Consider the following 21,393-nt stretch of genomic DNA (forward strand, 5'->3'; position numbering starts at 1 on the left):
TCCAGCCACTTGTCCAACGGTGGTATTAGTTGTCTCTTGCACAGTAGCTTTAACGCCTTTTGCGACTTCAGCAGTATTAGTGGTTGTGGTTACACTTTGTACTGTTTTAGGAACTTCAGTTTTTGTGGCTGTTGTTATTGCAGATATGAAGTTAGCTGAAGCCGGTGTGATACCAGAAGATACCCCAAGCAAGCTAATGACAATAATTAAAGCGTTAGTAGAAAGTTGCTTATTCATTGATAACTCCAGGCAAAATCTTGATGTTTGTTTCGCTTCTCATGCTAAGTAGTCTGAGTAGCACTTGTAACTAGCGAATTTACTAGTTTTATTAATTTCATTTAAATTGGTGAAATGACGGCTATTTTTTTTTAATTTAATGAAGAGTTAACAGTATTAATGTTTTTGTTACCAGTATTAGCATTGTTTAGAAATTATCTAAAAAAAAATATATGTAATTTTGCTATCAATCACTTAGAACACTTAGTCAAATAAAGCTTGACGGATGAGCAACGGTGGCAATACTACTTTGAGATCGGCTATAGACAAGGAATTAGCAAAGCAGAAGTGATAAATTGAGGGTTTCTGCGGAGTTTATCAATTTCCATACAGCTATCGAACCATTAAGGTGCTTGTTTGTTCTAATCAGCACTTTAATGATTTGATAGCTTGCCGATTCCCTCAACTAAAAATCGTCCAAAGTATTGCTCAAAGCAACTTTACGTAAATTAGTTTCAATTTCTGAAACCAGACTGACAGAAGTTGTAGAAAGAGGTTACGTTAAGTGTTAATCACAAGCCGCACCCCAGTCGCGATGGTAAAAGAAATAGCAATTTGCACCCATGGACTAACTAAGCAATTTGACCGACACGTTGCTGTCAATGATGTGGATTTAGAAATCCAGGCGGGGGAAGTATATGGATTGATTGGGCCGAATGGCGCGGGTAAAACAACTCTCATCCGAATGTTGGCGACTGCTGAGGAAGCAACTACGGGTGAGATTTATATTAATGGCGATCGCCTCATCCGTGACAACAGTAATCTCAAACTTAAGCGTCATCTTGGCTATTTACCCGATGACTACCCACTATATGAAGATTTGACAGTCTGGGATTACTTAGATTACTTTGCGCGTTTATATCGTTTGCGAGAACCGCGCCGCACTAAACGCTTACATGAAGTTTTAGAACTTATTCAACTTGGTAATAAACGCAATAGTCAGATTTCTACTCTGTCGAGGGGAATGAAACAGCGTTTAAGTTTAGCGCGAACTATTATCCACGAACCAATTTTACTATTACTAGATGAGCCTGTTTCTGGACTCGATCCGATTGCGAGGATGCACTTTCGTGAAATTATTAAGGCTTTGCAAGAAGCTGGAATGACTGTCATCATTTCCTCCCACGTTCTCAGCGATTTAGCGGAAATTTGTACTTCTGTAGGAATTATGGAACTTGGCTTTTTAGTAGAAAGTACTTCCCTACAGCAACTTTATCAACGTCTAGCCCATCAGCAAATTGTGTTATCAACTCTAGGGAACTTAGAGACACTTTTGAACGAGCTTAAACACCATCCTTTAGTAGAAGAATGGGAGGTGATATCAGGAAAAAACAGCGTGCGGGTGAATTTTTCGGGCAAAGATGAAGATAGTGCCGAGTTATTGCGATCGCTAATCAAAATCGGCATTCCTTTAACTGATTTTCACTGCACGCAAGAAGACTTAGAAAGCATTTTTTTAAAATTAGGTCACAAACAAGCATCTTGATTCATCAATAAATCTCACTCACTATTTTTGGAGAAATTTTTCAGACTATGCTTAATTTAATTGACAAAATCGGCGATTGGAATCCGCAATTATTTCGCGAACTCAAAGGACAATTTAAATTTTTTAATGTAGCGATCGTAGTTGTAACATCTTTACTATTGCAACTGGTAGTTCTCTTATATCATTTAAGTAACCTTCCTGATAATGAATACTCCCTAACTGGTACATACTGTCGTTTAAGTCAAATATATCAACCGCAACAAACACAGGCTTTCAAGGAATCAAATCAATCTAAAATTGATGAGTTAAATTATTTCTTTTCAAAAAATTTTTGTCCCCCAAATCAAATTGATTGGCAGTTGTGGTGGCGAGATCATTGGGAATATATATTCTTAACATTTAGTGTAATTTTTATATTTACACTACTAGTTGCAGGAACTTATTTGCTAATCAATGATTTCGCTAAAGAAGAAACTCGCGGCACACTCAACTTTATCCGTCTTAGTCCCCAATCAGAAACAAGTATATTGACTGGCAAGTTGTTAGGAGTTCCGAGTTTAATTTATCTCATGATTTTAGTAGCAGTTCCTTTACATTTATGGGCTGGGCTTTCTGCCAAAATTGCTTTTAGTTACATTTTGGGTTACTACGCAATTCTTGCTGCTAGCTGTATTTTCTTCTACAGTGCGGCACTACTACTTAGCTTACTTAGCCGTTCATTTAGTGGTTCTCAGCCTTTGTTAGGTTTATTAGTTAGCGGTATAACTTTTATGTTTTTGTTCATAACGATGTTACTCGCATCGTCTTCTAACCACAGTTTAAATAATTCAACTGCTTGGTTTAGACTTTTTAATCCTTGGGATACAACTAATTATTTATTTCCTAACTTGTTTAATCTATCCAATGACTCGGATATTAAAAAGCTGCAATTTTTCTATCTCCCATTAGGGAGAAATATTATTAGTATTCTTGGCTTTCATTTATTAAACTTGGGATTGTGCAGTTACGGAATTTTGCACATTCTTAAACGTTGCTTCCGTAATCCTCAAGCCTCAATAATTAGCAAGAAGCAAAGTTATTTATTAGTAGCATTTTGCCAGTTGATGATCTGGGGTTTTACTTTACAAATTGGTGAAAATAGTTACACATTAGATCAACAATTTGGGGGAAATTACATTTTGCTAGCATCGTACAACTTGGTGTTGATTTTAAGTTTAATTGCAGTTCTTTCGCCTCACCGTCAAGATGTACAAGATTGGGCAAGATATCGACATCAAGGAGTTTCTAGCCACAAGAGTATTTGGCAGGATCTAATTTGGGCTGAAAAAAGCCCTGCACTCGTGGCGATCGCAATTAATCTTACAATTGTTACTATCCCCTGGCTAGTCTGGATTTCATTTACATCTGTTTTTGATACTAACAATGACCAAACTTGGCTGGTTAAAGATGTTGACAGGTTTAAAGTACTTTTAGCTATAGCTTTGTCTATCAGCGTAATCATGATTTACGCTACTATCGCCCAATTGCTACTTTTGCTGAAAACTCCCAAACGTTCTTTCTGGGCAATTCGGATTATAGGTACAGCAGTGTTACTACCACCGATAATTTTAGAATTTATCGGCATCACATCACAGGTGTCTACTGCGGTTTCTACTGTATGGCTGTTTTCAACTTTTCCTTGGGCTGGTATACAAGGCTCTAGTACGACAACAATTTTTATGGCATTCCTCGCTGAGTTAACTTTTCTAGGATGGTTAAACTTGCAGTTGACAAGGCAAGTGAGATTAGCAGGCGAATCTGCTACGAAAGCATTATTAGCATAACTAGCTAGATAGTTATCAATAAACTTAGAACCTCAATTTATCAAATAAATTGGGGTTTTTATTTTTTATGAATGCTTTAAGACTGCTATATTATCTATTATTTGTTAATTTTTGTATTGACACAAGTATCACAGCAATCTGAAAATCATGTTAAACATCTCTACTCAAGACCTACGCTACACAGCCATTCACTTTTTAGAACAAAGTCCCCCAGAACGTCTACAAATTCTTAAGCAACTGGGCATCGCTCGTTATGACTTTTTAACTAAAATACGATTAAATGAAGCTAATATCATCTGTATAATGAGATTTTTTAAATATCCCAGTCAGCTAAAGTTTCCTAATCTTATGGGAGCAGATTTATCTGGTTTAATTTTAGATGATGTCAACTTCATACGAGGAAATTTGTCAGAAGCAAATCTCCAAGGTAGTAGTTTAGTAAATGCAGACCTTTTATTTGTAAATTTTACGAAAGCAGACTTGAGAAATGCAGATTTACGAGGTGCAACTCTGAACGAGACTATTTGGTTGGAGACTCAAGTAGATAAGTGTCAATTTGGCGTGGGTATTGGTTTAAATCATTTACAACGTCAAGATTTAGAATTACGCAAAGCGATATTTAATTCTTGAGAAGTTAGTAATGAAAACACAAAAAATTATAAGATGATTGAATTGATATCGATCTGGATAAATTAATGAGTATTAAGTTGCCCCAAAAATTGATGTTGCTGGGTTCAGGAGAACTAGGCAAAGAATTTGCGATCGCTGCTCAACGTCTTGGTAATTATGTGATTGCCGTTGACCGCTATACCAATGCTCCAGCGATGCAGGTTGCTGATGCTTATGAAGTTATTTCTATGCTCAGTGCTGATGATTTAGAAGCTGTAGTGACAAAACATCAGCCAAATATTATTATACCAGAAATTGAAGCAATCCGAACCGAAAAACTCATCGAATTTGAACAGCGAGGGATTACAGTTATTCCGACTGCGGCTGCTACTAACTATACAATGAACCGCGATCGAATTCGGGAACTGGCGCATCAACAATTGGGCATCAGAACGGCTAAATATGGTTATGCAACAACTTTAGAAGAATTGATTGCAGTTTCGGATAAAATTGGCTTTCCCAATGTTGTTAAACCGGTGATGTCATCATCAGGGAAAGGTCAATCTGTAGTGCAGGATAAGAGTGAAGTTGAGAAAGCTTGGAATTATGCGATCGCTAATTCTAGAGGAGACAGTCAAAAGGTCATCGTAGAAGAATTTATTAACTTTGAAATTGAGATAACTTTACTGACAATTAAACAGTGGAATGCACCGACAATTTTCTGCTCTCCCATTGGTCATCGCCAAGAAAGAGGCGATTATCAAGAATCGTGGCAACCCGCAGAAATTTATGAAGATAAAATATCAAAATCCCAAGAAATAGCTATAAAAGTCACTGATGCTTTAGGAGGAGCCGGAATTTTTGGCGTTGAATTTTTCATTACTAAAGATGAAGTGATTTTTTCCGAACTTTCTCCCAGGCCCCACGATACGGGAATGGTGACATTAATCTCACAAAATCTTAACGAATTTGAACTACATCTGCGAGCTATTTTAGGCTTGCCAATTCCTCATATTGAACAGCTAGGAGCATCAGCTAGTGCAGTAATTTTAGCCTCAGAAAAATCTGATTCTATTGCTTTTAGTGGTGTCGCCGATGCTTTATCAGAAAAAGATGTAGATATTAAATTATTTGGTAAACCTAATGCTCATCTATATCGGCGAATGGGCGTAGCTTTGGCGAAAGGTGTGAATGTCCAAGAGGCTAGGGAAAAGGCTACTAGAGCTGCAAGTAAAATCACAATTATCTAAATTTAGCCTGCTTTAGCACAATTGTTTATTAGCCATAGGTTTGAACCTATGGCGGACTGACTTATGGCATAGGATGAAAGAGAAGGTCTGGGAAAATGAAATTAAAAATCGCCCAGGTAGAAAAGGCAATTGATATCGAAAGAACAGCAAGAACGGGTGCTAGGGAAAGATACTTAAGGAAATATGTTTGTTGGTTGTTTGATTTCTGCATATAATGCTCCTAAAAACTTTCCGAACTGCAACTATTTGGGGTTGCATTGTTGCACTTACTAAAGATATTGTGATACTTCAAGACTTCTCACTTTGGACGGAATGACAATGCCATAATAACCATTTAAGAGATATTTATATCTGAAATATCACTTTTCATCTCTTTTTCAAGTATTGGCAAGATAATTAGATAATAACTAAAATATCTCCAACATACTTGCTTTGTTTTTAATTTTAAAAAAGCTCCTAAAAAATATTTTTAGGAGCTTTAAAAATTAAACCATGAGTATGAAATAGCACCTAATTTAAATTTAACTTTGCGAATTATTTTTATCCTCTATCTAAAGAAATAACAGGATATTAAGCTAATTTGTTATTTTAAATACGTAAATTATGTGTGAAAAATATGAATTGATTGTAGTACACACAAGTCGAATTACCCCCCTTAACCCCCCGATGCATTGGGGTAAAAAAAGAAATCTAGTTCCCTCACTTTTGCAAGTTTTGTAACAGAAACTCAAAACACTTAAATTTTAGGCAAGAAAGAAATCTAATTCTCTCCCCAATACATACGGGGAGGGTTAGGGTGGGGTAAAACCTTGGGTTTTTCAGCCATTTCAGACTTGTGTGTACAGCGTAGGTTCGCGGTGAAAGTAGATTTTGTCGCTAGATAAAAGTGGGATGGGGTTGCAAGGGTATAATTAGTAATTGAGTGGACTTGATATAAGGCTATTGCAAAGGTTTCACGTTAAGTTGACACCTATGATAGCTATGCGCCCCTAGCAATATCTATTTTGAACTGCTATTTCGCAACACTATTAAGCGAATCAACCGCAGCAACTGGATTCGGCTGATTCAGATAATTGTAAACTAATTGGGAAACTTGACGGATAAAGTCTCTCCCTCTTGTGTCTTTATAAGGACGGGTAACGAAGATAGCCGCCAGGTAACGCTTACCATTGGGCATAGTCACAAATCCCGCATCGCCAATAAGAAACCCAATATCTCCGGTTTTGTTGGCGATAACTGCACCTTTCCCCAAACCGGCGGGAAGCAGTGTATGAATTGTGGTGTGACGCAGAATATCTAAGGCTTGCTCCCGACTTTGGGGCGAAACTAACTTGTTATTCACAACTAAAGCCAGCACCCGCGCCATATCTTGAGAACTTGTGGTGTTGGTTCCTCTCAAATCAGCTAAAAGATGGCGAATTACCGTGTCTTTCAGTCCCCAACTACGGAAACGCTGATTTAGTTTCGCCGCTCCACCTAAGCGATCGATAATCATGTTGGTGGCAGTATTATCACTAATGGTAATCATCTTAGTGATGGTTTCCAAAGCTGTGTACTTCTTGCCAACTCGCTCATATTGCATACTTCCAGAACCATTGGTAACTAAGTCACGCCGCATCGTCAGGTTTTCCTGAAGGGTGACTTTACCAGCATCTAAATCTTGGAAAAAAGCGATAAGTATTGGCAGTTTAATTGTACTAGCAGCCGGGAAAACGCGATCGCCTCCAATATCCAAATAATCCCCAGTATCCAAATCCAGAAAAAACATTCCTGTTTTCAGAAAGCTGTAGCGATTCATCAAGGCTTTAATTTGAGGTTCCAGCGCTTTCATCGGTGAATGCATTGGAACCACGCCAGCAAAGAGAGTGCTATTATCATTCACTCTTGGAGAAATACTCGGAGTTATTTCTAAATATTGCGGCTGGGTTGCAGTCAATCGTATGGGTTTGGGTAACTGCACAGACCAATGATTGGGGGATTCCTCTTGCAGTTGCACCTGTGCTAAATCAAAGGTGTAACCGGGTGCTAAAGTAACTACCATGCGGGTAGTCTCTGCGTTAAACTGCTCGATGCGAATGTCTTTAATTACTAATCCCACTCTTTGACTAGCCTGTGGATATCCTAATGTAACTCCAGGTAAATCAATTACCAGACGAGTCGGGCTGGTAAGTAATTGTACTTTCGGTTGAACATTTTCATCTGTGGTGAAGTCCAGATGATTGCGATTGCTATCAAAATGCCAATTAGCCATCGCTACGCCCGCCGCAGGCATCGCACCATTAGCTTTAACAGTAGAGCCAAGCAGGATTAAGCTTAAGAAGCTGGGTAGAAGCCAACTGAATTTTACAATGTTTTCTTTGTGTGTGAGTAGCATCAGCGATCGCGTTGTGTGTGAGGAAAATTCTTGAACGAACAAAAGCCGCCCACCATTAAAGCACAATTATGAAAAGTTTAGTAAATTGCAGTGAAAAGGCATGGTAAAGAACCAACCGAACCGATTTTGAGCGTGGCGTAATCTATTGCATCCACGCACGAATGCGTTTGCGTATCGCCGCTGATGACTATTTCTCCGGCGTGAGCTGTAATGCCTCAATTGTGTCACTGAAAGCTTTTATTGCGAAATCTACATTAGATATTCGATAGACATACCACATAAACATGACTGTTATCCTGACATAGCATTGACATCAAAATGACATATCTAAAAAATATATAATCAACTATAGTTTTAACAAATCACTATATCTCAAATACAATATTGAAACAAGAAAATTGATGCTATGATTCTGTTTCAATATATCTGCTTGATCCAACAGCAATAGCAATTTCCCAAAATCTGTCTATAGGTACTTTTATCTATTTTTCTACCTAAAAGTATACATATATAGCTGAAACTTGAGTTATTGATTTAGAGAAATCAGTACTGCAAGTAAACTGTCCATGTTTTCCCAAGATAAACCAAATCCAAAAGATTCACCGCAAGTACCATCTTCAACAATGCCATTTTGCCCACTGCCCCATTGCCGGAAGCGATTAGTCAAAATATCGAGACTATTATTGACCTGCACAGACGTTATGAGAAAGACGTACCTCAACATCAACGGTTTGTAGAAACGGTAACAGCCTTTTTTGGTCGTCCGGTATTCCTGTATAGCATCCTGTTAGGAATTATTCTGTGGGTAACACCCAATGTTTTACCACGACGTTTAGGCATATCAAGATTCGATCCCCCGCCATTTTCTTGGCTACAATTTTCACTGACCGCAGGTTCCCTGTTAGTAACAACAGGGGTGTTGATAAAACAAGAGCGTCAGGAAAAATTAGCAGAGCAACGGGCGCAACTTAGCCTTCAGCTTAACCTGCTCTCTGAGCAGAAAATCGCAAAACTTATCGCTTTAGTTGAAGAATTACGCCAAGATATTCCCAATGTCAAAAATCGCTCCGATCCGCAGGCCCAAATAATGAAGGAAGCTGTTGATCCCCAAGCGATTCTAGATGCATTAGAAGAGACTTTAGCATCAGAGTTAGCTAATTTTCGGAACCAAAAAATACCAGACCAAGAGTAACAACACTTACTATTGTGTTAGCAAAAGTACTAAAATTAGTAACTTTTTGATTGTATTTGCTACCCATCTCAATACGGTTTAGATAAGCTGGGAAGGTGGTTTGGAGGCACTTAAAGTGAAGAGATTAAATTTAAATACTCTTGCTTCCCCAACACTTTCTTCTACCTTCGCTCAAAGAACTCGTTTTAACAGATAACTTTCTTAACCAAAACGTATTGAGAGTTACTCAGATTGTTGGGGTAGCTACCAGCTTCACTAGTAACACTATCCGCTTACTAGGTTTTTTGCGGAGGCTGTATCTGTAGTTAAAATCCTAAATCTACGGCAATACGGTGGGCGCAAGCAAATCCAGAAAAAGCAACTGCATTCAAACCTTGACCTGGAAAAGTGCTATCTCCTACACAATAAAGTCCTGATATAGCTGTGCGATTAAAGGGCATATTCAATAACCCCCACAATTTACGTCGGGGAATTGGCCCATAAGTGCCATCTTCACGACCCAAAAAGCGGCGATGTGTGCGCGGTGTCCCCACTTCTAAATAATCCAATCCGGCATCTAAACCCGGAAAAAGCTTCTCTAGGCGGTCAATAATTCGCCAAGCTGCCTTTTCTTTTTTTGCTTCGTACTCACTTGGAGAAAGTTCTTGCCAATCATCAATCCAGTGAGGCGTGAAGGCATGAATGATATGATATCCATTTGGTGCTAAATCTGGGTCAAGCAATGTCGGAATCGAAACAAAAACTGTGCCTTCTGCTGCTGTCATCTTTTCCCAGTCTTCCAGCAAAATATGGTGACACTCTGTCCCCGCAGGTAAAACTGACTCCTTTACCCCGATGTGCAAACTCAAAAAGCTTGGAGATTTTTGGTAGTTTTGTTGCCATTTTTTCTCATTATCTGGCATTGCTTCTACTGGTAATAATTGTGTAAATGTATCCCAGCGTGTAGCATTAGAAACTATGCGTTTACCCCGATATACTTTACCATTAGCCAGTTGCACACCTACCGCTTTTCCTTGTTCTGTAAGAATTTTGGTGACTCTAGCTTGGTACTGAATTTGACCTCCAGCCTTTTCTAGACCTTCCACCAGTTTTTGGGCAATTTGTCCGACTCCGCCTTTGGGATAGTTAACTCCGCCATAATGCCTGTCAGAAAAGACCATTCCAGCATTAATCATTGGTGTCATATCTGATGGAACCACCGACCAGCAATAACATTCCATGTCGATAAACTTCAATAATTGCGGGTCTTTGATGTAACGCCGCGCCACATCCCCGGCATTTTGCGGCAGATACTTGGCTAAACCGAGACACGCCAAAGGATGCTGGAAAAATACGCGCAGTAAATACCGAGGTTCTTCTAGCGACAGCAAATCCATGCTGTTGAGACACTTGAATACTTTTTGGCATTCGTCATAAAAGTGACGAATCCCTTGTTCTTCATGGGGAAAATAAGCAGTAAGATTTTGCAAAAATGTTTCATAAACCCGGTCAACCTTCAGGTCTAAACCTTGGGGTAGATGATAGTGAATCTGTACCGGATCTGCGATCGCTTCTTGGCTGACATTTACACTTGATAATGCACGGGTGAGTAAGTTGGTTGTACCGTTCTGTCCCAGCCCAAAAATCATTGACGCACCAACATCAAATCGATAGCCTTGGCGTTCAAAATAACCAGCGCTACCGCCAGGAATCAAATAACGTTCCAGTACCAGCACTTTCGCTCCCTTCGCCGCTAACTGGGTCGCTGTCACTAATCCGCCAATCCCAGACCCAATTACGATTGCGTCATTTGTCATTTGTCATTTGTCCTCTGTCCTCTGTCTAGAGTCCCTTGTCCTTTGTCTAGAGTCAATCAATATTTACTAATGACTTGACCAATGCCCCATGCCCCATGCCCAATGCCCAATGCCCAATGCCCAATCAAAAAAAAGAGGGACGAGCCTGCTACTGCTGGCTAATCCCGTCTGCCGATCCTTAAAAGAGAGGAGAACACTGTATATGAATATAGCCTTGATTGAGAATTAATGTCAACTACTAATGAAAATATTTATCAATAAACTTGAGATTGCTAATTTTAAGCTGTCAGCCGGATGCAGGAAAGAGTATTATGGTGTTTCAGTTCTTATACAATCAAAAGGCGCCTATTTCTGGCTATGACGCTACAATTGCGCGTTTATGTTCCACCCCATCCCCTGATCAAACACTGGCTGGCAGTTGCCCGTGATGCAGGCACGCCTTCAGTATTATTCCGCAGTGCCATGACTGAGTTGGGAAGATGGCTGACTTATGAAGCTGCACGAGACTGGTTGCCGACCCAAGAAACAACAGTACAGAGTCCCTTAGATACCTGTGCAGCAACGGTAATCGATCCGCAAGTGCCTATGGCAGTAGTGCCGATTCTGCGAGCTGGGCTAGGATTACTAGAGGGGGCGCAGACTTTATTGCCTTTAGCATCGATTTACCACCTTGGTTTGGCGCGAGATGAAGAGACACTGCAACCTCATTGTTATTTGAACAAGTTACCAGAAAAATTTGACCCCCAAACACGAGTGTTAGTTACCGATCCAATGTTGGCAACCGGAGGATCGATTATGGCAGCAATGGCAGAATTGATACAACGGGGTGCTGACCCTGCCCTGACGCGGATTGTTTGTGTAGTAGCAGCTCCACCAGCTTTGCAAAAATTGAGTGAAGCTTATCCAGGTTTAATAATTTACACGGCTACTATTGACGAAAAACTGGACAGTAAGGGATATATTGTACCGGGATTGGGAGATGCAGGCGATCGCATCTTTGGGACTTAAGCTAGTATGCAGCTAGGGCAGGAAAATAGCATAACTACTGTAAAAGTTGCAAGGTTTGTTGAAGGCGGTAAAGATATGAGTCAGCGAGATGGTTTTGGCAGTGGTTTTGTAGCAGGGGCCTTTGTTGGTGGCGTATTTGGCGGTGTTATCGGGGCACTGATTGCTTCTCGCCGCGAACCAGAATTGCTAATAGAAGAGGAGACAGAACTGACAGATAGTCAAGCCGAAGCGAAAAAAATAGCAGCAAAGCGGCGTCAGATGAAAGCCTCAGAAAGTGAGAGTGCTGGTATAGAGACGGCCAGGCGATCGCTAGAAGATAAAATTGCCCAGCTAAATGCCACAATTGATGAAGTGCGAAAGCAACTAGGAAATGTTAATGGCGGTTCACCCCAAGCAACCAATGAGCGCTCCCTCACTAAAGACTCCTGAAGTTTGTTCAGGCGTGGTGAAAGTGTCAAGTGTGGTAAACGTGAAATCCGCAAACACTTTTGACTTTGGACTAAATTAAAATTAAAACATAAGACCGCGTTTGACACCTAGTAGGAAACAAAGCTATCCATGAGTTTACTGATTACGACACTAATTACCTTTGTCACCTTTTATAGCTATTTGCTAATTATCCGGGTTTTGCTAACCTGGTTCCCGACAATCAACTGGTATAACCAGCCATTTGCCGCTTTAGCCCAGATAACCGATCCTTATCTGAATCTATTCCGCTCAATTATTCCCCCATTGGGCGGTATGGATTTTTCGCCGATCTTAGCTTTCTTAGCACTCAATCTAGTTAGTAGTCTTCTGAGTGCCATTCCAGCTAGCCTGCCCTTATAGAAGGATTTTGATTACTACCTTGGTAAAGAATTGTGTAGAGACGTTAAGTATACAAGCGTCTCTACGATTTTTTACAGGGTTTCTAATTACCTAGCCGTACTAAGAATTACGAATTACGAATTACGAATTACGAATTACTTACGCACTTGACCGCTAAACCCCGCAGCCTTGAACTGTTTTAGCTTCAACGGAGTAGGTTGATTTGCAGCTACAGAAATTCTCAATTCAAAATCGCTAATACCTGGTGGCACTTCGGTAATAGAGCCTAAGCGAGTGCGGTTTTGCATCACCGAGTCATTATTAGCATCATAGATGCGTCCAAAAATATCTGCGTCGTAGACTGTTTTATTAGTGCCATTTTCGGCTTTGCCAACGACAAGAAAACAATTGGCAGCAGCGCTACCACTACTGATAACAGCCCCTTGTGCTAGTTCTGGTGGACAATCTTTATAAGAGACATCAAATAGTTTAATCTGTGTCAGGGCTACAGCTGGGGGAATAATCACCCACGATAGAAAAGTAATGAGACATGAAATAAAAACCACCGTGAGTGAACGCAACCGCATAAAAGACCCCGTGAGTTAATTTAGCAAACAATATTTAACTTACAACCTCAGCTTACCTGAATTTAACTACAGGGTGATTGGAGACTTGAATTTAACATTTGTAATAATTAGGGGAATAACCCCTCAATTGCTATGAACTTATGACTCCAGATGAGATTGAAGTAGCTATGTTCGCAGCCTTTAATGATTGTGATGCAGCAAGCTGTCCTCTCACTGACACGCAGAAACAGATATTACTGCAAGTGGTTGAGCAAATTCAGGGAAATTCTACGTCTGGGATGTCAAATATTGCTAATCCTCTAGACGAACTTACCCCAGAAGAGTTAGAAGCATTTTTAAAATTTGTTAAGGAGGAAGAACAACGCAACCGCACTTGGAAAGTGCAATTACTCAACGACTGGTTGCTGGAAAAGGATTCTGGAACGGTACAATTTATTCGCCAACGCTATGGTTTACAGTGGCTGAATCGGGTTGAGTCATATCATTTTGACAAGTATTCTTATTTTGAGGATGCATTAAAGTTAAGAGTAGGCGATCGCATTGAAGTTTCCAATGCACTATGGGAATGGGTGCAAGAAGATGGCCCTTGTAAGCGGGAATGGTTCCCCTGTATGGTAATTAAGGTTGAGGAAATTAGCGATGTCTACGACGGGCGTAGATGCAGCGATGATTCCTCTACTAATTGTGTCATCCGCTTTTTAAACGGCGCTGAGTATGAAATTCAAGGAATGTATCAATGGAATCGCTATAACTGGCGCTGGCCTCAAAAGGAGTAAGGAGTGCTGAGTTTTTAATACTTGTGAATGAGTCTGCGAATCAAATCATTGCTTTAACAACGCCCAAGCCAAAAATCTCTCAGTATAATACAACGCTAATTGATTGCTCACACCGTTGAAAACAGCATCAAAAGCGTGTTCTGCCCAAGGAATTTCGAGAAAAACCGCAGTATTGCCAGAATTATGTAAACGTTCATACATCTGTCTGCCAAATCGCGCTTGCACCAAATGGTCGCGACTGCCGTAAATTAATAAAGTTGGCGGTAAAGGGTGCGTTAGGTAATTTATCGGTGAAGCAATTTTATACCGATTAGGCAATTCTTCTAAAGAACCACCAAGAAATGCTTTTAAAACAGCGCGAGAATTTATAGGATCGGGATTTGGTGGTGTTTTATATCCTTCAGTTAAGTTAACAGGCCCGTAATAGTTCACCACAGCATGAATGGGTGGTGCATCGGGTTGATAAGCCGCTAGCATTGCTAAATGTGCCCCAGCAGAACGTCCTAAAAGTACCATACGTTCTGAATCGGCTTCATATTCAGCTGCATGTTTGCGAATAAAATTTAGGGCTGTACGCACATCATCTAACTGAGATGGAAACTGATATTTAGGTGCGTGTCGATAGTCGATCGCAAATACTGTATATCCATGATTAGCAATATATTGATTAAACTCGGTATTGGCATGAGTATTGCCATATTGCCAAGCTCCACCATAAATTACTACCACTGCTGGATATTTTCCTACCTCTGGGGGTTGGTAAACTTCCATTTTTAAAGGCACTCCCCCAGGAGAAGCAAAGAGAATATCTTTTTGATGACGCGTTTTACCTAATGGAATACCCCGAAAGAAATTAATTAAGTTAAAAGGATGGGTTTGCATATTAGCCCTTACTTGGACTGGAATTTGCTCTAGATAATTTGCTCCCAACCCTTGTTTCATCGCTTTAGCCATCTGCATTTGAGTTAGTGGGATATTCACTAGCACCCATCCACAAATTAGCAATCCGATTAAACTGAAAATGCAAACTAAACGTTGGAGTTGACGGCGACGGATATAGAATAAAGACAGCAATAAAAAGAGCAAATTTAATAAAAATAACCAAGGACTGACTTCTGGCGCTCCTACTGCTAGTGTGAGTAAAAACATATTTGGAGCAGGAAGAATAATCCAAGCGCTAAGAAATAGGCTTGCAAAACTGAGTAATAATGCAAGCGATGATAAAAATATTTTTGGTTTAACAAACATAAATAAAAATGCGGTAGTAATGACTTCAAAGAAACCAATCTCACGCTTTTATCTAGCACTATCTTTATGTTTTAGTTCCAGAAAATCTTTAGTTACTTTAACTATAAAATCTCCATTTATATAATTTGAAGTATAATTGGGCGTTAATAGTAGATTATCACCCAATTCTAGTATTAAAATAACCCGAAAAAAGTATTCGCCTATACTAGTATCAATCCGTTCAAGCTTAATACCAGTAATTTCGTTCAAAGAATATTGAAAAACTGTTTTTCCTAACGTTCCAAACCACCTGTAACGACTAAGCTTTACAGTATTTGTTTCCTTGTCAAAATTACAAGTGATAAATAAACCTAGTGACGCTACTAGCAACGCTAATATTCCACAGAATACAGTAATCATGACAGAAATGTAACCCGTAAAAGTCTCATCAAGTATAACTGCTAAATTATTCTCTATAGGGTTTTTCAAAAAATTATTAATTCTTGATACTATTAATTGCAATTTTTCAAGGTTAAATTTTGGATATCCTGCGCGTGAAAAAGGAAAACTATCTCTATCATTTAATAGTAAAATGTTATATTTATAATACTTAGCCTGACCATCAGTATCAATCTGGGTTTCCAATTTAGCCTCTAGTAACTCAGAAACTAGCGTTTGACTCTGTTCTCGACCTAACCAATTATTTTTTGTTAACTTACACATCACTGTTAGAGTATTTTGTCCCGCACTCAAATCAATATTTGAAGTAGATATATTGTTTGGATAACGATTGCAGACAAGTTGTGTAATAGGTGTAAATACAATAGACGCAAATAAAAATAAAACAAACAATTGACTAAAAAATATTCCCAAACCTAAAAATACTTTTGGTCGAATAATAAAAATAAGTTTAGTTGATGTTTGCTCTGAGACTTTTAGAGGATTAGCTAGAGTCAAATAACATCCAGCACCTAAGTTAATTGCCAACAGGATGGCAAATAATAAAACATTCATAGAAGTGTATGCTGGAGCGATCGCTTCTATAAAGATGAGTAGAGAAAAACCTCTGGAGTTCCCAGAGGTTTTGGTTCCTGATTTAGTTTCTACTTGTTACTCCAATTTGTCCTTAGTCGTTTCCTGATAATGGAGAAAATTATTTTAAAAACAAGATCCCCGATTTCTTAGACAATCGGGGATCTGAGTCTTGCGATTTTATTTGGATACTTAGTATCTACCCATCTACGCGATTAATTCTTTGCCTGTGGCTGCGAACCAGGAATCGTTACATCTATTGGTGTCACCTGTTTTGCTAACTGTGTCAATGGCGGTTGAATAGCAGTTTGATTCCCCACTACTAGAGTTACAATCTTTTCTGGTTTGAGATATTCTCGTGCTACCCGTTGGACATCGGCTGCTGTGGTGGCGGCGACGGCTTTTTGATAGCGAAAGAGAAAATCAGCAGGATAGCCGTAATATTCGTATCGCATCAACCGTGATAAGGTTTGGCTGGGGTCTTGAAAGTTGAATACAAAGGAGTTGAGTGTAGACTCTTTGGCATAAGCGAGTTCTTTTGCCGTTACTCTTTGAGTCTGGGTGCGCTTGATTTGGGCTTGTAAGGCTTTGACAAACTGGACAGTAGCATCCGATCGCGTTTCTCCACCAGCGATAAATATGCCAGGATAATCGAAACGGGGACTCCACTGGCCGTAGACAGAGTAAGCTAAACCTTGACGCGATCGCAATTCATTAAATAAGCGTCCACCAAATCCATTTAACACTCCATTCAATACATCCAGCGCTGCATAATCGGGATTGTCGAAACGTCCGCCCAAATGCCCGATAAGCACACTACTTTGCGTCAGTTGGGGCTGATTGACAAAAAAGACTCCACCTGTATTAGCTGGTGAAACCTTTGGTAATGTGGGTTTAGCAATACCTGGGTTACGCTGCCAATCGCCAAACTTAGCTTGAATGAGCGATCGCATTTTCTTACTCTCAAAATCGCCCACAATTCCCAAAATCATATTATTGGGGTGGAAATATTGTTGATAAAACTTGAGCAAATCCTCACGCTCAACTTTATCCACCGTTGCATACTCTATGGTGCGAGCATAAGGACTATCTTTGCCATAGATTAATTTTTTAAATTCCCGATTAGCAATCCCATCTGGATTGTCATTTCGACGGGCAATGCCACCTTTGGCTTGAGTTTTCGCTAAGTCTAGCTTTTCTTGAGCAAATACAGGCGATCGCAGCACCTCAGCAAACAGCCCAAACACTGTTTCTAAATCTTCACTGAGGGCGTCAAAGCTAGCACTCCCAGAAGTTTCACCAATACCAACTTCCACAGATGCCGCCCGTTGTTCTAATATCTCGTTGAGTTCATCAGGCGAATGCTGCTTAGTTCCTCCAGTTCGCATTACTGCGCCTGTAAAACCAGCCAACCCAACTTTCTCCATTGGTTCCAAGCGATTCCCTGTCCGCACAAACGCCGTACCATTCACCAACGGTAATTCGCGATCTTCCATCAAATAGACAACCAAGCCATTTTGCAGCACAAACCGCTCATACTTGGGTAACTTAATCTCAGGTAGCGGTGGTAGCTGCAATTCTGTGTAATGTTTTGCCTCAGCCGTCGCCGCCAGAGAAAAATTACAAGTTAAAAGTAAGCACGCAAAAACAGCAACCAAAGCATAAATCAACCCTTTGCTATTTTGAATTTTCAACGCTATCTGCCTTTTAGCTTTCACCTTGTACTTCTGCATATCTATTTTCCTGTGCGCCCTTTGCGGTTTGTTGTTCATGCTGCTTTCGACAACAGCTTCCCAATCGTGCGATTTTTCGGCGTAAAAGTTTCCTTTGCCACCCGTTGAATATCAGCCGTCGTCACTGCTGAAATGTCATCCAACTGCTTAAACAAATTCCGCCAAGAGCCAGTTTTCACTTCATATTCCAACAATTGTTGAGCCATACCCATATTGGAATCGAGAGTACGTAACAAACCTGCCCGTGCTTGGGTTTTCACTCGTTGCAAATCAACCGCCGCCACAGGCTCAGTTTTTAATTTGTCAATTTCTTGACGTAAAGCCACCGCCAACTCATCAACTGTATGACCAGGAGCTGTGAGAGCATAGAAAAATATCAAGTTTGGGTATTTATCTCCAGGAAATCCACTGTAACCTTGAGCATTTAGCGCCAAACGTTGCTTTTCTACCAAAGACTTATATAGCCGCGATGTGCGCCCATCACTTAATAAACTACCAATGATTTCATAGATGGCATTATCTGGATGAGTAATTGCCGGACGATGATAACCTTCTAAATACCAGGGTTGAGAAGGTAGCTGTAAAGTAACTTCCCGTGTTTGTTGTTGTGGCGGTTCTACTGGGATTTGTTCAACAGCTTTGGTTTTGGCTTGAAAGCGGCCAAAATAAGTTTGCGCCAGTTTTTTCACCTGAGTGGGATTGACATCTCCGACAATAGCGATCGCTAAATTACTTGGTACGTAGTGAGTATCAAAAAACTTTTGGACATCTTCTGGTGTCAGATTGCGGATATCTTCGTCATAACCAATCACCGGACGCCTGTAGGGATGGGCTTTATAAGCAGTATCGATAAACTTTTCCACCATCAGTCCAATAGGTGAATTCTCTATCCGCATCCGTCGTTCTTCTAAAATTACATCTTTCTCTTTATAAAACTCACGACGAATTACCGGATCGAGAAATCGCTCTGACTCCAACGACATCCAAAGTTCTAGCTTATTGGCAGGAAAGCTGTAAAAATAACGAGTCGCTTCGGTTGAAGTATTGGCATTTAAACCCACGCCACCCGCTTGTTCGACAATTTGCCCCAATTCATTTTGCTTGACTAGCTTGCCTGCTTGCGCTTCCACTTGCTCAAACTCAGTTTGTAACCGAATAACCTCAGCTTTTCTGCCATTGGCTTTCGCTGTTTTAATTTGAGCATTCAACTGCTCTAAGGTATCTAGTAGCGGTTTTTCTTTTTTGTAGTCTTGTGTACCAATGCGCGTTGTGCCTTTAAATGCCAAATGTTCTAGAAAGTGAGCTACACCAGTTTTACCATCTGGCTCATCCACACCACCCACATTCGCATAAGTGAGAAAAGAAACCACGGGCGCTTGATGTCGTTCCAAGACAATAAATTTCAAACCATTGTCGAGGCGAAACTCCGTTAATTGCTTAATAACTCGATCGAGATAAGGTTGGATTGAACTTTCAACTGGCGGAGTTTGAGTTTTAGTTTCTTGAGGAGGTGCTGTCTGAGTTTGAGCTAAAGCAACTTCAGGCAGCAATCCCCACGAAAAGATAATTAAAGTCAACAAAGTAACAAACAACCGCCGCAATATGACAGATACATTATCAATGAAGGCAGGAGGAAAATTTGACCAGAAAAAGCAAGGTGAAGGAGAGTTCAATGGTTTCAAATCAGTAAGGGGCGACGAATCCACAACTGAAAAGCTTCTCCTGCCTCCTGCTGCCTCCTGCTTCCTGCCTCTTTCAACTGACCAATCCAAAATCGTTCGACTGAGCGTTCGCGTAGCGTCTCGGAGAGAAGTCGAAGTCCCCAATCGTTCGACTGAGCGTAGCCGAAGTCTAAAATCTAAAATTGACCGACTGCTCTGGTTCATAAGCGAGAAGTAAGATAAAGTTACATTACCTAAATAACAGGATACTTAGCAAAAGAGCGTTAATCTTGTATTAAGCTTTCAGTGGCTCTTTCACTTGATGTTAGACAATAATGCTACAAGTCTTGTTACGGATATCTAACCATAACTGTTATGCGAGTTTTTAATTCTTCCCCGCCCTCAGAGGCTCAGACGCGCACCCGGATTTTACAGGCAGCGCAACGGTTGTTTGCCTCTCAGGGATTTGACGGCACTACCACCCGCGACTTAGCACAAACGGCAGGTATAGCTGAAGGTACTCTATTTCGTCATTTTCCGAATAAAAAAGCAATTTTGGTAGAAGTAGCCACGAATGGCTGGGTAGAGATTCTTACAGATTTACTCACAGAATTGAGTGAAATGGGCAGCTATAAAGCCGTCGCTCAAGTGATGCGCCGTCGGATGTGGAATTTTCAAAAAAATGCCGATTTGATGCGGGTTTGTTTTATGGAGGTGCAATTTCACCCCGATTTGCGCGATCGCATTCAATTAGAAGTCATTACCAAAATGACTGATGTCGGCGAAGCATTCTTTCAAACAGCAATGGATAAAGGTATTTATCGTCAAGGGGACGCAAAGTTAGTTGCGAAAGTTTTCTTAGGAATGTTTGCGATCGCAGGTTTTTCTAACAATACCCTCATGGAACCTGATGCCTCTCCCCAACAAATGCAGGAAATGGCCGAAGGACTCGCTGATATTTTTCTTAATGGTGTTTTAGCTAAAGAGTGAAGAGTTATGAGTTATGAGTTATGAGTTTTAACTCCTCACTCCTAACTCCTAACTCCTAACTAATGATTGTTTTCGCTTGCTGACTCCACTGTTGTACTAGCTCAAGTGCTGGACACAAATCTCGGCGCTGCATTGTTGCTACCTGCAAGCGCATGATTTGTTGGTGCAATCTGTGAGTGGGAGTTTGAGCTAACTGCATTACAGAACCAATACCCGCATGAAGCAATAAACCACAATATTGTGTCCCGACACTGGGAATACGCGCCAAGTCAGCTAAAGCCATCCATTTATTTACATACTGAAGATGAATCTGTAGTTTATTTGCTAACGCTAGTCTTGACTCTAAAGTTTTCCCTTGTTTGACTAAAGCTACTGTGCTAGTAATCCCACAATTTTGGAGTTGAGATTGTTCCTCATGGCTCAGTCCAGGTAATTGCTCAATTGGCCAATCACGAGATTGGATACTAGTTCTACTATCTTTGTGTTTAGCAGACATTTTTGAAATTAAAATATAGGCTTGTTTAAATATTGTGACAGTTGCTTCTTCGCAAAAGAACGCTTTTGCTGTTTAGTGTTTGTATTGATGTGCAATTTTAAGCCAACCTTCTGCAATGCGATTGCATCGACTGACAATGCGATTGTATCGACTGACAATGCGATTGCATCGACTAACAATGCGATTGTTTCGCATGACAATGCGATTGTTTCGCCTGACAATGCGATTGTTTCGCCTGACAATGCGATTGTTTCGCCTGACAATGCGATT

At 40.3% G+C, this 21,393-nt stretch carries 20 protein-coding genes and 1 pseudogene; 10 read left to right on the top strand and 11 right to left on the bottom strand.

The window, feature by feature from the left end:
* The coding region (locus RMZ42_RS13045; RefSeq protein ID WP_322671813.1) for a hypothetical protein at window positions 1–237 on the bottom strand (237 nt) is incomplete at its 3' end.
* Window positions 238–811: 574 nt separating this feature from the next.
* Between RMZ42_RS13045 and RMZ42_RS13050 the strand changes: the two genes are divergently transcribed.
* The 4 genes from RMZ42_RS13050 to purT all read left to right on the top strand — a co-directional run bounded on the left by RMZ42_RS13050 (window position 812) and on the right by purT (window position 5,444).
* Window positions 812–1,762: an ABC transporter ATP-binding protein gene (locus RMZ42_RS13050; protein ID WP_322671845.1), complete on the top strand. Its 951-nt coding sequence runs from the start codon at window positions 812–814 to the stop codon at window positions 1,760–1,762.
* Window positions 1,763–1,809: 47 nt separating this feature from the next.
* On the top strand, window positions 1,810–3,585 hold the full coding sequence (locus tag RMZ42_RS13055; protein ID WP_322671814.1) for an ABC transporter permease subunit: 1,776 nt from the start codon (window positions 1,810–1,812) through the stop codon (window positions 3,583–3,585).
* 147 nt (window positions 3,586–3,732) lie between these two features.
* Window positions 3,733–4,215, top strand: a complete 483-nt coding sequence (locus tag RMZ42_RS13060; RefSeq protein WP_322671815.1) for a pentapeptide repeat-containing protein — start codon at window positions 3,733–3,735, stop codon at window positions 4,213–4,215.
* Window positions 4,216–4,280: 65 nt separating this feature from the next.
* Window positions 4,281–5,444: a formate-dependent phosphoribosylglycinamide formyltransferase gene (gene purT, locus RMZ42_RS13065; RefSeq protein WP_322671816.1), complete on the top strand. Its 1,164-nt coding sequence runs from the start codon at window positions 4,281–4,283 to the stop codon at window positions 5,442–5,444.
* 61 nt (window positions 5,445–5,505) lie between these two features.
* Here the strand turns inward: purT and RMZ42_RS13070 are convergent, their stop codons facing one another.
* Window positions 5,506–5,655, bottom strand: a complete 150-nt coding sequence (locus tag RMZ42_RS13070) for a PsaJ protein (protein ID WP_322671817.1) — start codon at window positions 5,653–5,655, stop codon at window positions 5,506–5,508.
* A gap of 801 nt (window positions 5,656–6,456) precedes the next feature.
* Window positions 6,457–7,818 carry a serine hydrolase gene (locus RMZ42_RS13075; RefSeq protein WP_416211812.1) on the bottom strand — a complete coding sequence of 454 codons (1,362 nt, stop codon included), beginning with the start codon at window positions 7,816–7,818 and terminating at the stop codon, window positions 6,457–6,459.
* A gap of 631 nt (window positions 7,819–8,449) precedes the next feature.
* Between RMZ42_RS13075 and RMZ42_RS13080 the strand changes: the two genes are divergently transcribed.
* The gene (locus RMZ42_RS13080) at window positions 8,450–9,010 is read left to right on the top strand and encodes a DUF1003 domain-containing protein (protein WP_322671819.1); all 561 of its coding nucleotides are present in this window, start codon (window positions 8,450–8,452) and stop codon (window positions 9,008–9,010) included.
* Window positions 9,011–9,315: 305 nt separating this feature from the next.
* On the opposite strand, the gene crtH is transcribed toward RMZ42_RS13080, so the two are convergent.
* On the bottom strand, window positions 9,316–10,806 hold the full coding sequence (gene crtH, locus RMZ42_RS13085) for a carotenoid isomerase (protein ID WP_322671820.1): 1,491 nt from the start codon (window positions 10,804–10,806) through the stop codon (window positions 9,316–9,318).
* Between the two features lie 357 nt (window positions 10,807–11,163).
* Between crtH and upp the strand changes: the two genes are divergently transcribed.
* The 3 genes from upp to RMZ42_RS13100 all read left to right on the top strand — a co-directional run bounded on the left by upp (window position 11,164) and on the right by RMZ42_RS13100 (window position 12,642).
* Window positions 11,164–11,814, top strand: coding sequence for a uracil phosphoribosyltransferase (gene upp / locus RMZ42_RS13090; protein WP_322671821.1), 651 nt, complete (start codon window positions 11,164–11,166; stop codon window positions 11,812–11,814).
* A 75-nt stretch (window positions 11,815–11,889) separates the two neighbouring features.
* The gene (locus tag RMZ42_RS13095) at window positions 11,890–12,243 is read left to right on the top strand and encodes a hypothetical protein (RefSeq protein ID WP_322671846.1); all 354 of its coding nucleotides are present in this window, start codon (window positions 11,890–11,892) and stop codon (window positions 12,241–12,243) included.
* Window positions 12,244–12,372: 129 nt separating this feature from the next.
* Window positions 12,373–12,642: a YggT family protein gene (locus RMZ42_RS13100; RefSeq protein WP_322671822.1), complete on the top strand. Its 270-nt coding sequence runs from the start codon at window positions 12,373–12,375 to the stop codon at window positions 12,640–12,642.
* Window positions 12,643–12,776: 134 nt separating this feature from the next.
* Here RMZ42_RS13100 and RMZ42_RS13105 read toward each other — a convergent pair whose 3' ends face one another.
* A complete protein-coding gene (locus RMZ42_RS13105) occupies window positions 12,777–13,208 on the bottom strand; it encodes a biotin carboxylase (protein ID WP_322671823.1) in 432 nt (143 codons plus the stop codon).
* Between the two features lie 140 nt (window positions 13,209–13,348).
* Between RMZ42_RS13105 and RMZ42_RS13110 the strand changes: the two genes are divergently transcribed.
* Window positions 13,349–13,984 (top strand): hypothetical protein, encoded by a 636-nt coding sequence (locus RMZ42_RS13110; RefSeq protein WP_322671824.1) that lies wholly within the window; start codon window positions 13,349–13,351, stop codon window positions 13,982–13,984.
* A 45-nt stretch (window positions 13,985–14,029) separates the two neighbouring features.
* On the opposite strand, the gene RMZ42_RS13115 is transcribed toward RMZ42_RS13110, so the two are convergent.
* From RMZ42_RS13115 to RMZ42_RS13130, 4 genes are all read right to left on the bottom strand, one after another.
* Complete coding sequence (locus RMZ42_RS13115; RefSeq protein ID WP_322671825.1) at window positions 14,030–15,232, bottom strand: alpha/beta hydrolase; 1,203 nt, start codon at window positions 15,230–15,232, stop codon at window positions 14,030–14,032.
* 48 nt (window positions 15,233–15,280) lie between these two features.
* On the bottom strand, window positions 15,281–16,225 hold the full coding sequence (locus tag RMZ42_RS13120; protein ID WP_322671826.1) for a hypothetical protein: 945 nt from the start codon (window positions 16,223–16,225) through the stop codon (window positions 15,281–15,283).
* Between the two features lie 233 nt (window positions 16,226–16,458).
* Window positions 16,459–17,976, bottom strand: a complete 1,518-nt coding sequence (locus RMZ42_RS13125; RefSeq protein ID WP_322671827.1) for a pitrilysin family protein — start codon at window positions 17,974–17,976, stop codon at window positions 16,459–16,461.
* A gap of 35 nt (window positions 17,977–18,011) precedes the next feature.
* Window positions 18,012–19,598, bottom strand: coding sequence for a pitrilysin family protein (locus RMZ42_RS13130; RefSeq protein WP_322671847.1), 1,587 nt, complete (start codon window positions 19,596–19,598; stop codon window positions 18,012–18,014).
* A 414-nt stretch (window positions 19,599–20,012) separates the two neighbouring features.
* Here RMZ42_RS13130 and RMZ42_RS13135 point away from each other — a divergent pair, with 414 nt between their 5' ends.
* Entirely contained in the window at window positions 20,013–20,627 is a 615-nt protein-coding gene (locus RMZ42_RS13135) for a TetR/AcrR family transcriptional regulator (RefSeq protein ID WP_322671828.1), read from the top strand.
* Window positions 20,628–20,682: 55 nt separating this feature from the next.
* Here the strand turns inward: RMZ42_RS13135 and RMZ42_RS13140 are convergent, their stop codons facing one another.
* A complete protein-coding gene (locus tag RMZ42_RS13140; protein ID WP_322671829.1) occupies window positions 20,683–21,123 on the bottom strand; it encodes a DUF4332 domain-containing protein in 441 nt (146 codons plus the stop codon).
* A gap of 8 nt (window positions 21,124–21,131) precedes the next feature.
* A pseudogene (locus RMZ42_RS13145) lies at window positions 21,132–21,393 on the bottom strand (hypothetical protein); the annotation flags it as partial.

This window comes from Nostoc sp. DedQUE05 (assembly GCF_034530955.1).
Lineage (GTDB): Bacteria > Cyanobacteriota > Cyanobacteriia > Cyanobacteriales > Nostocaceae > Nostoc.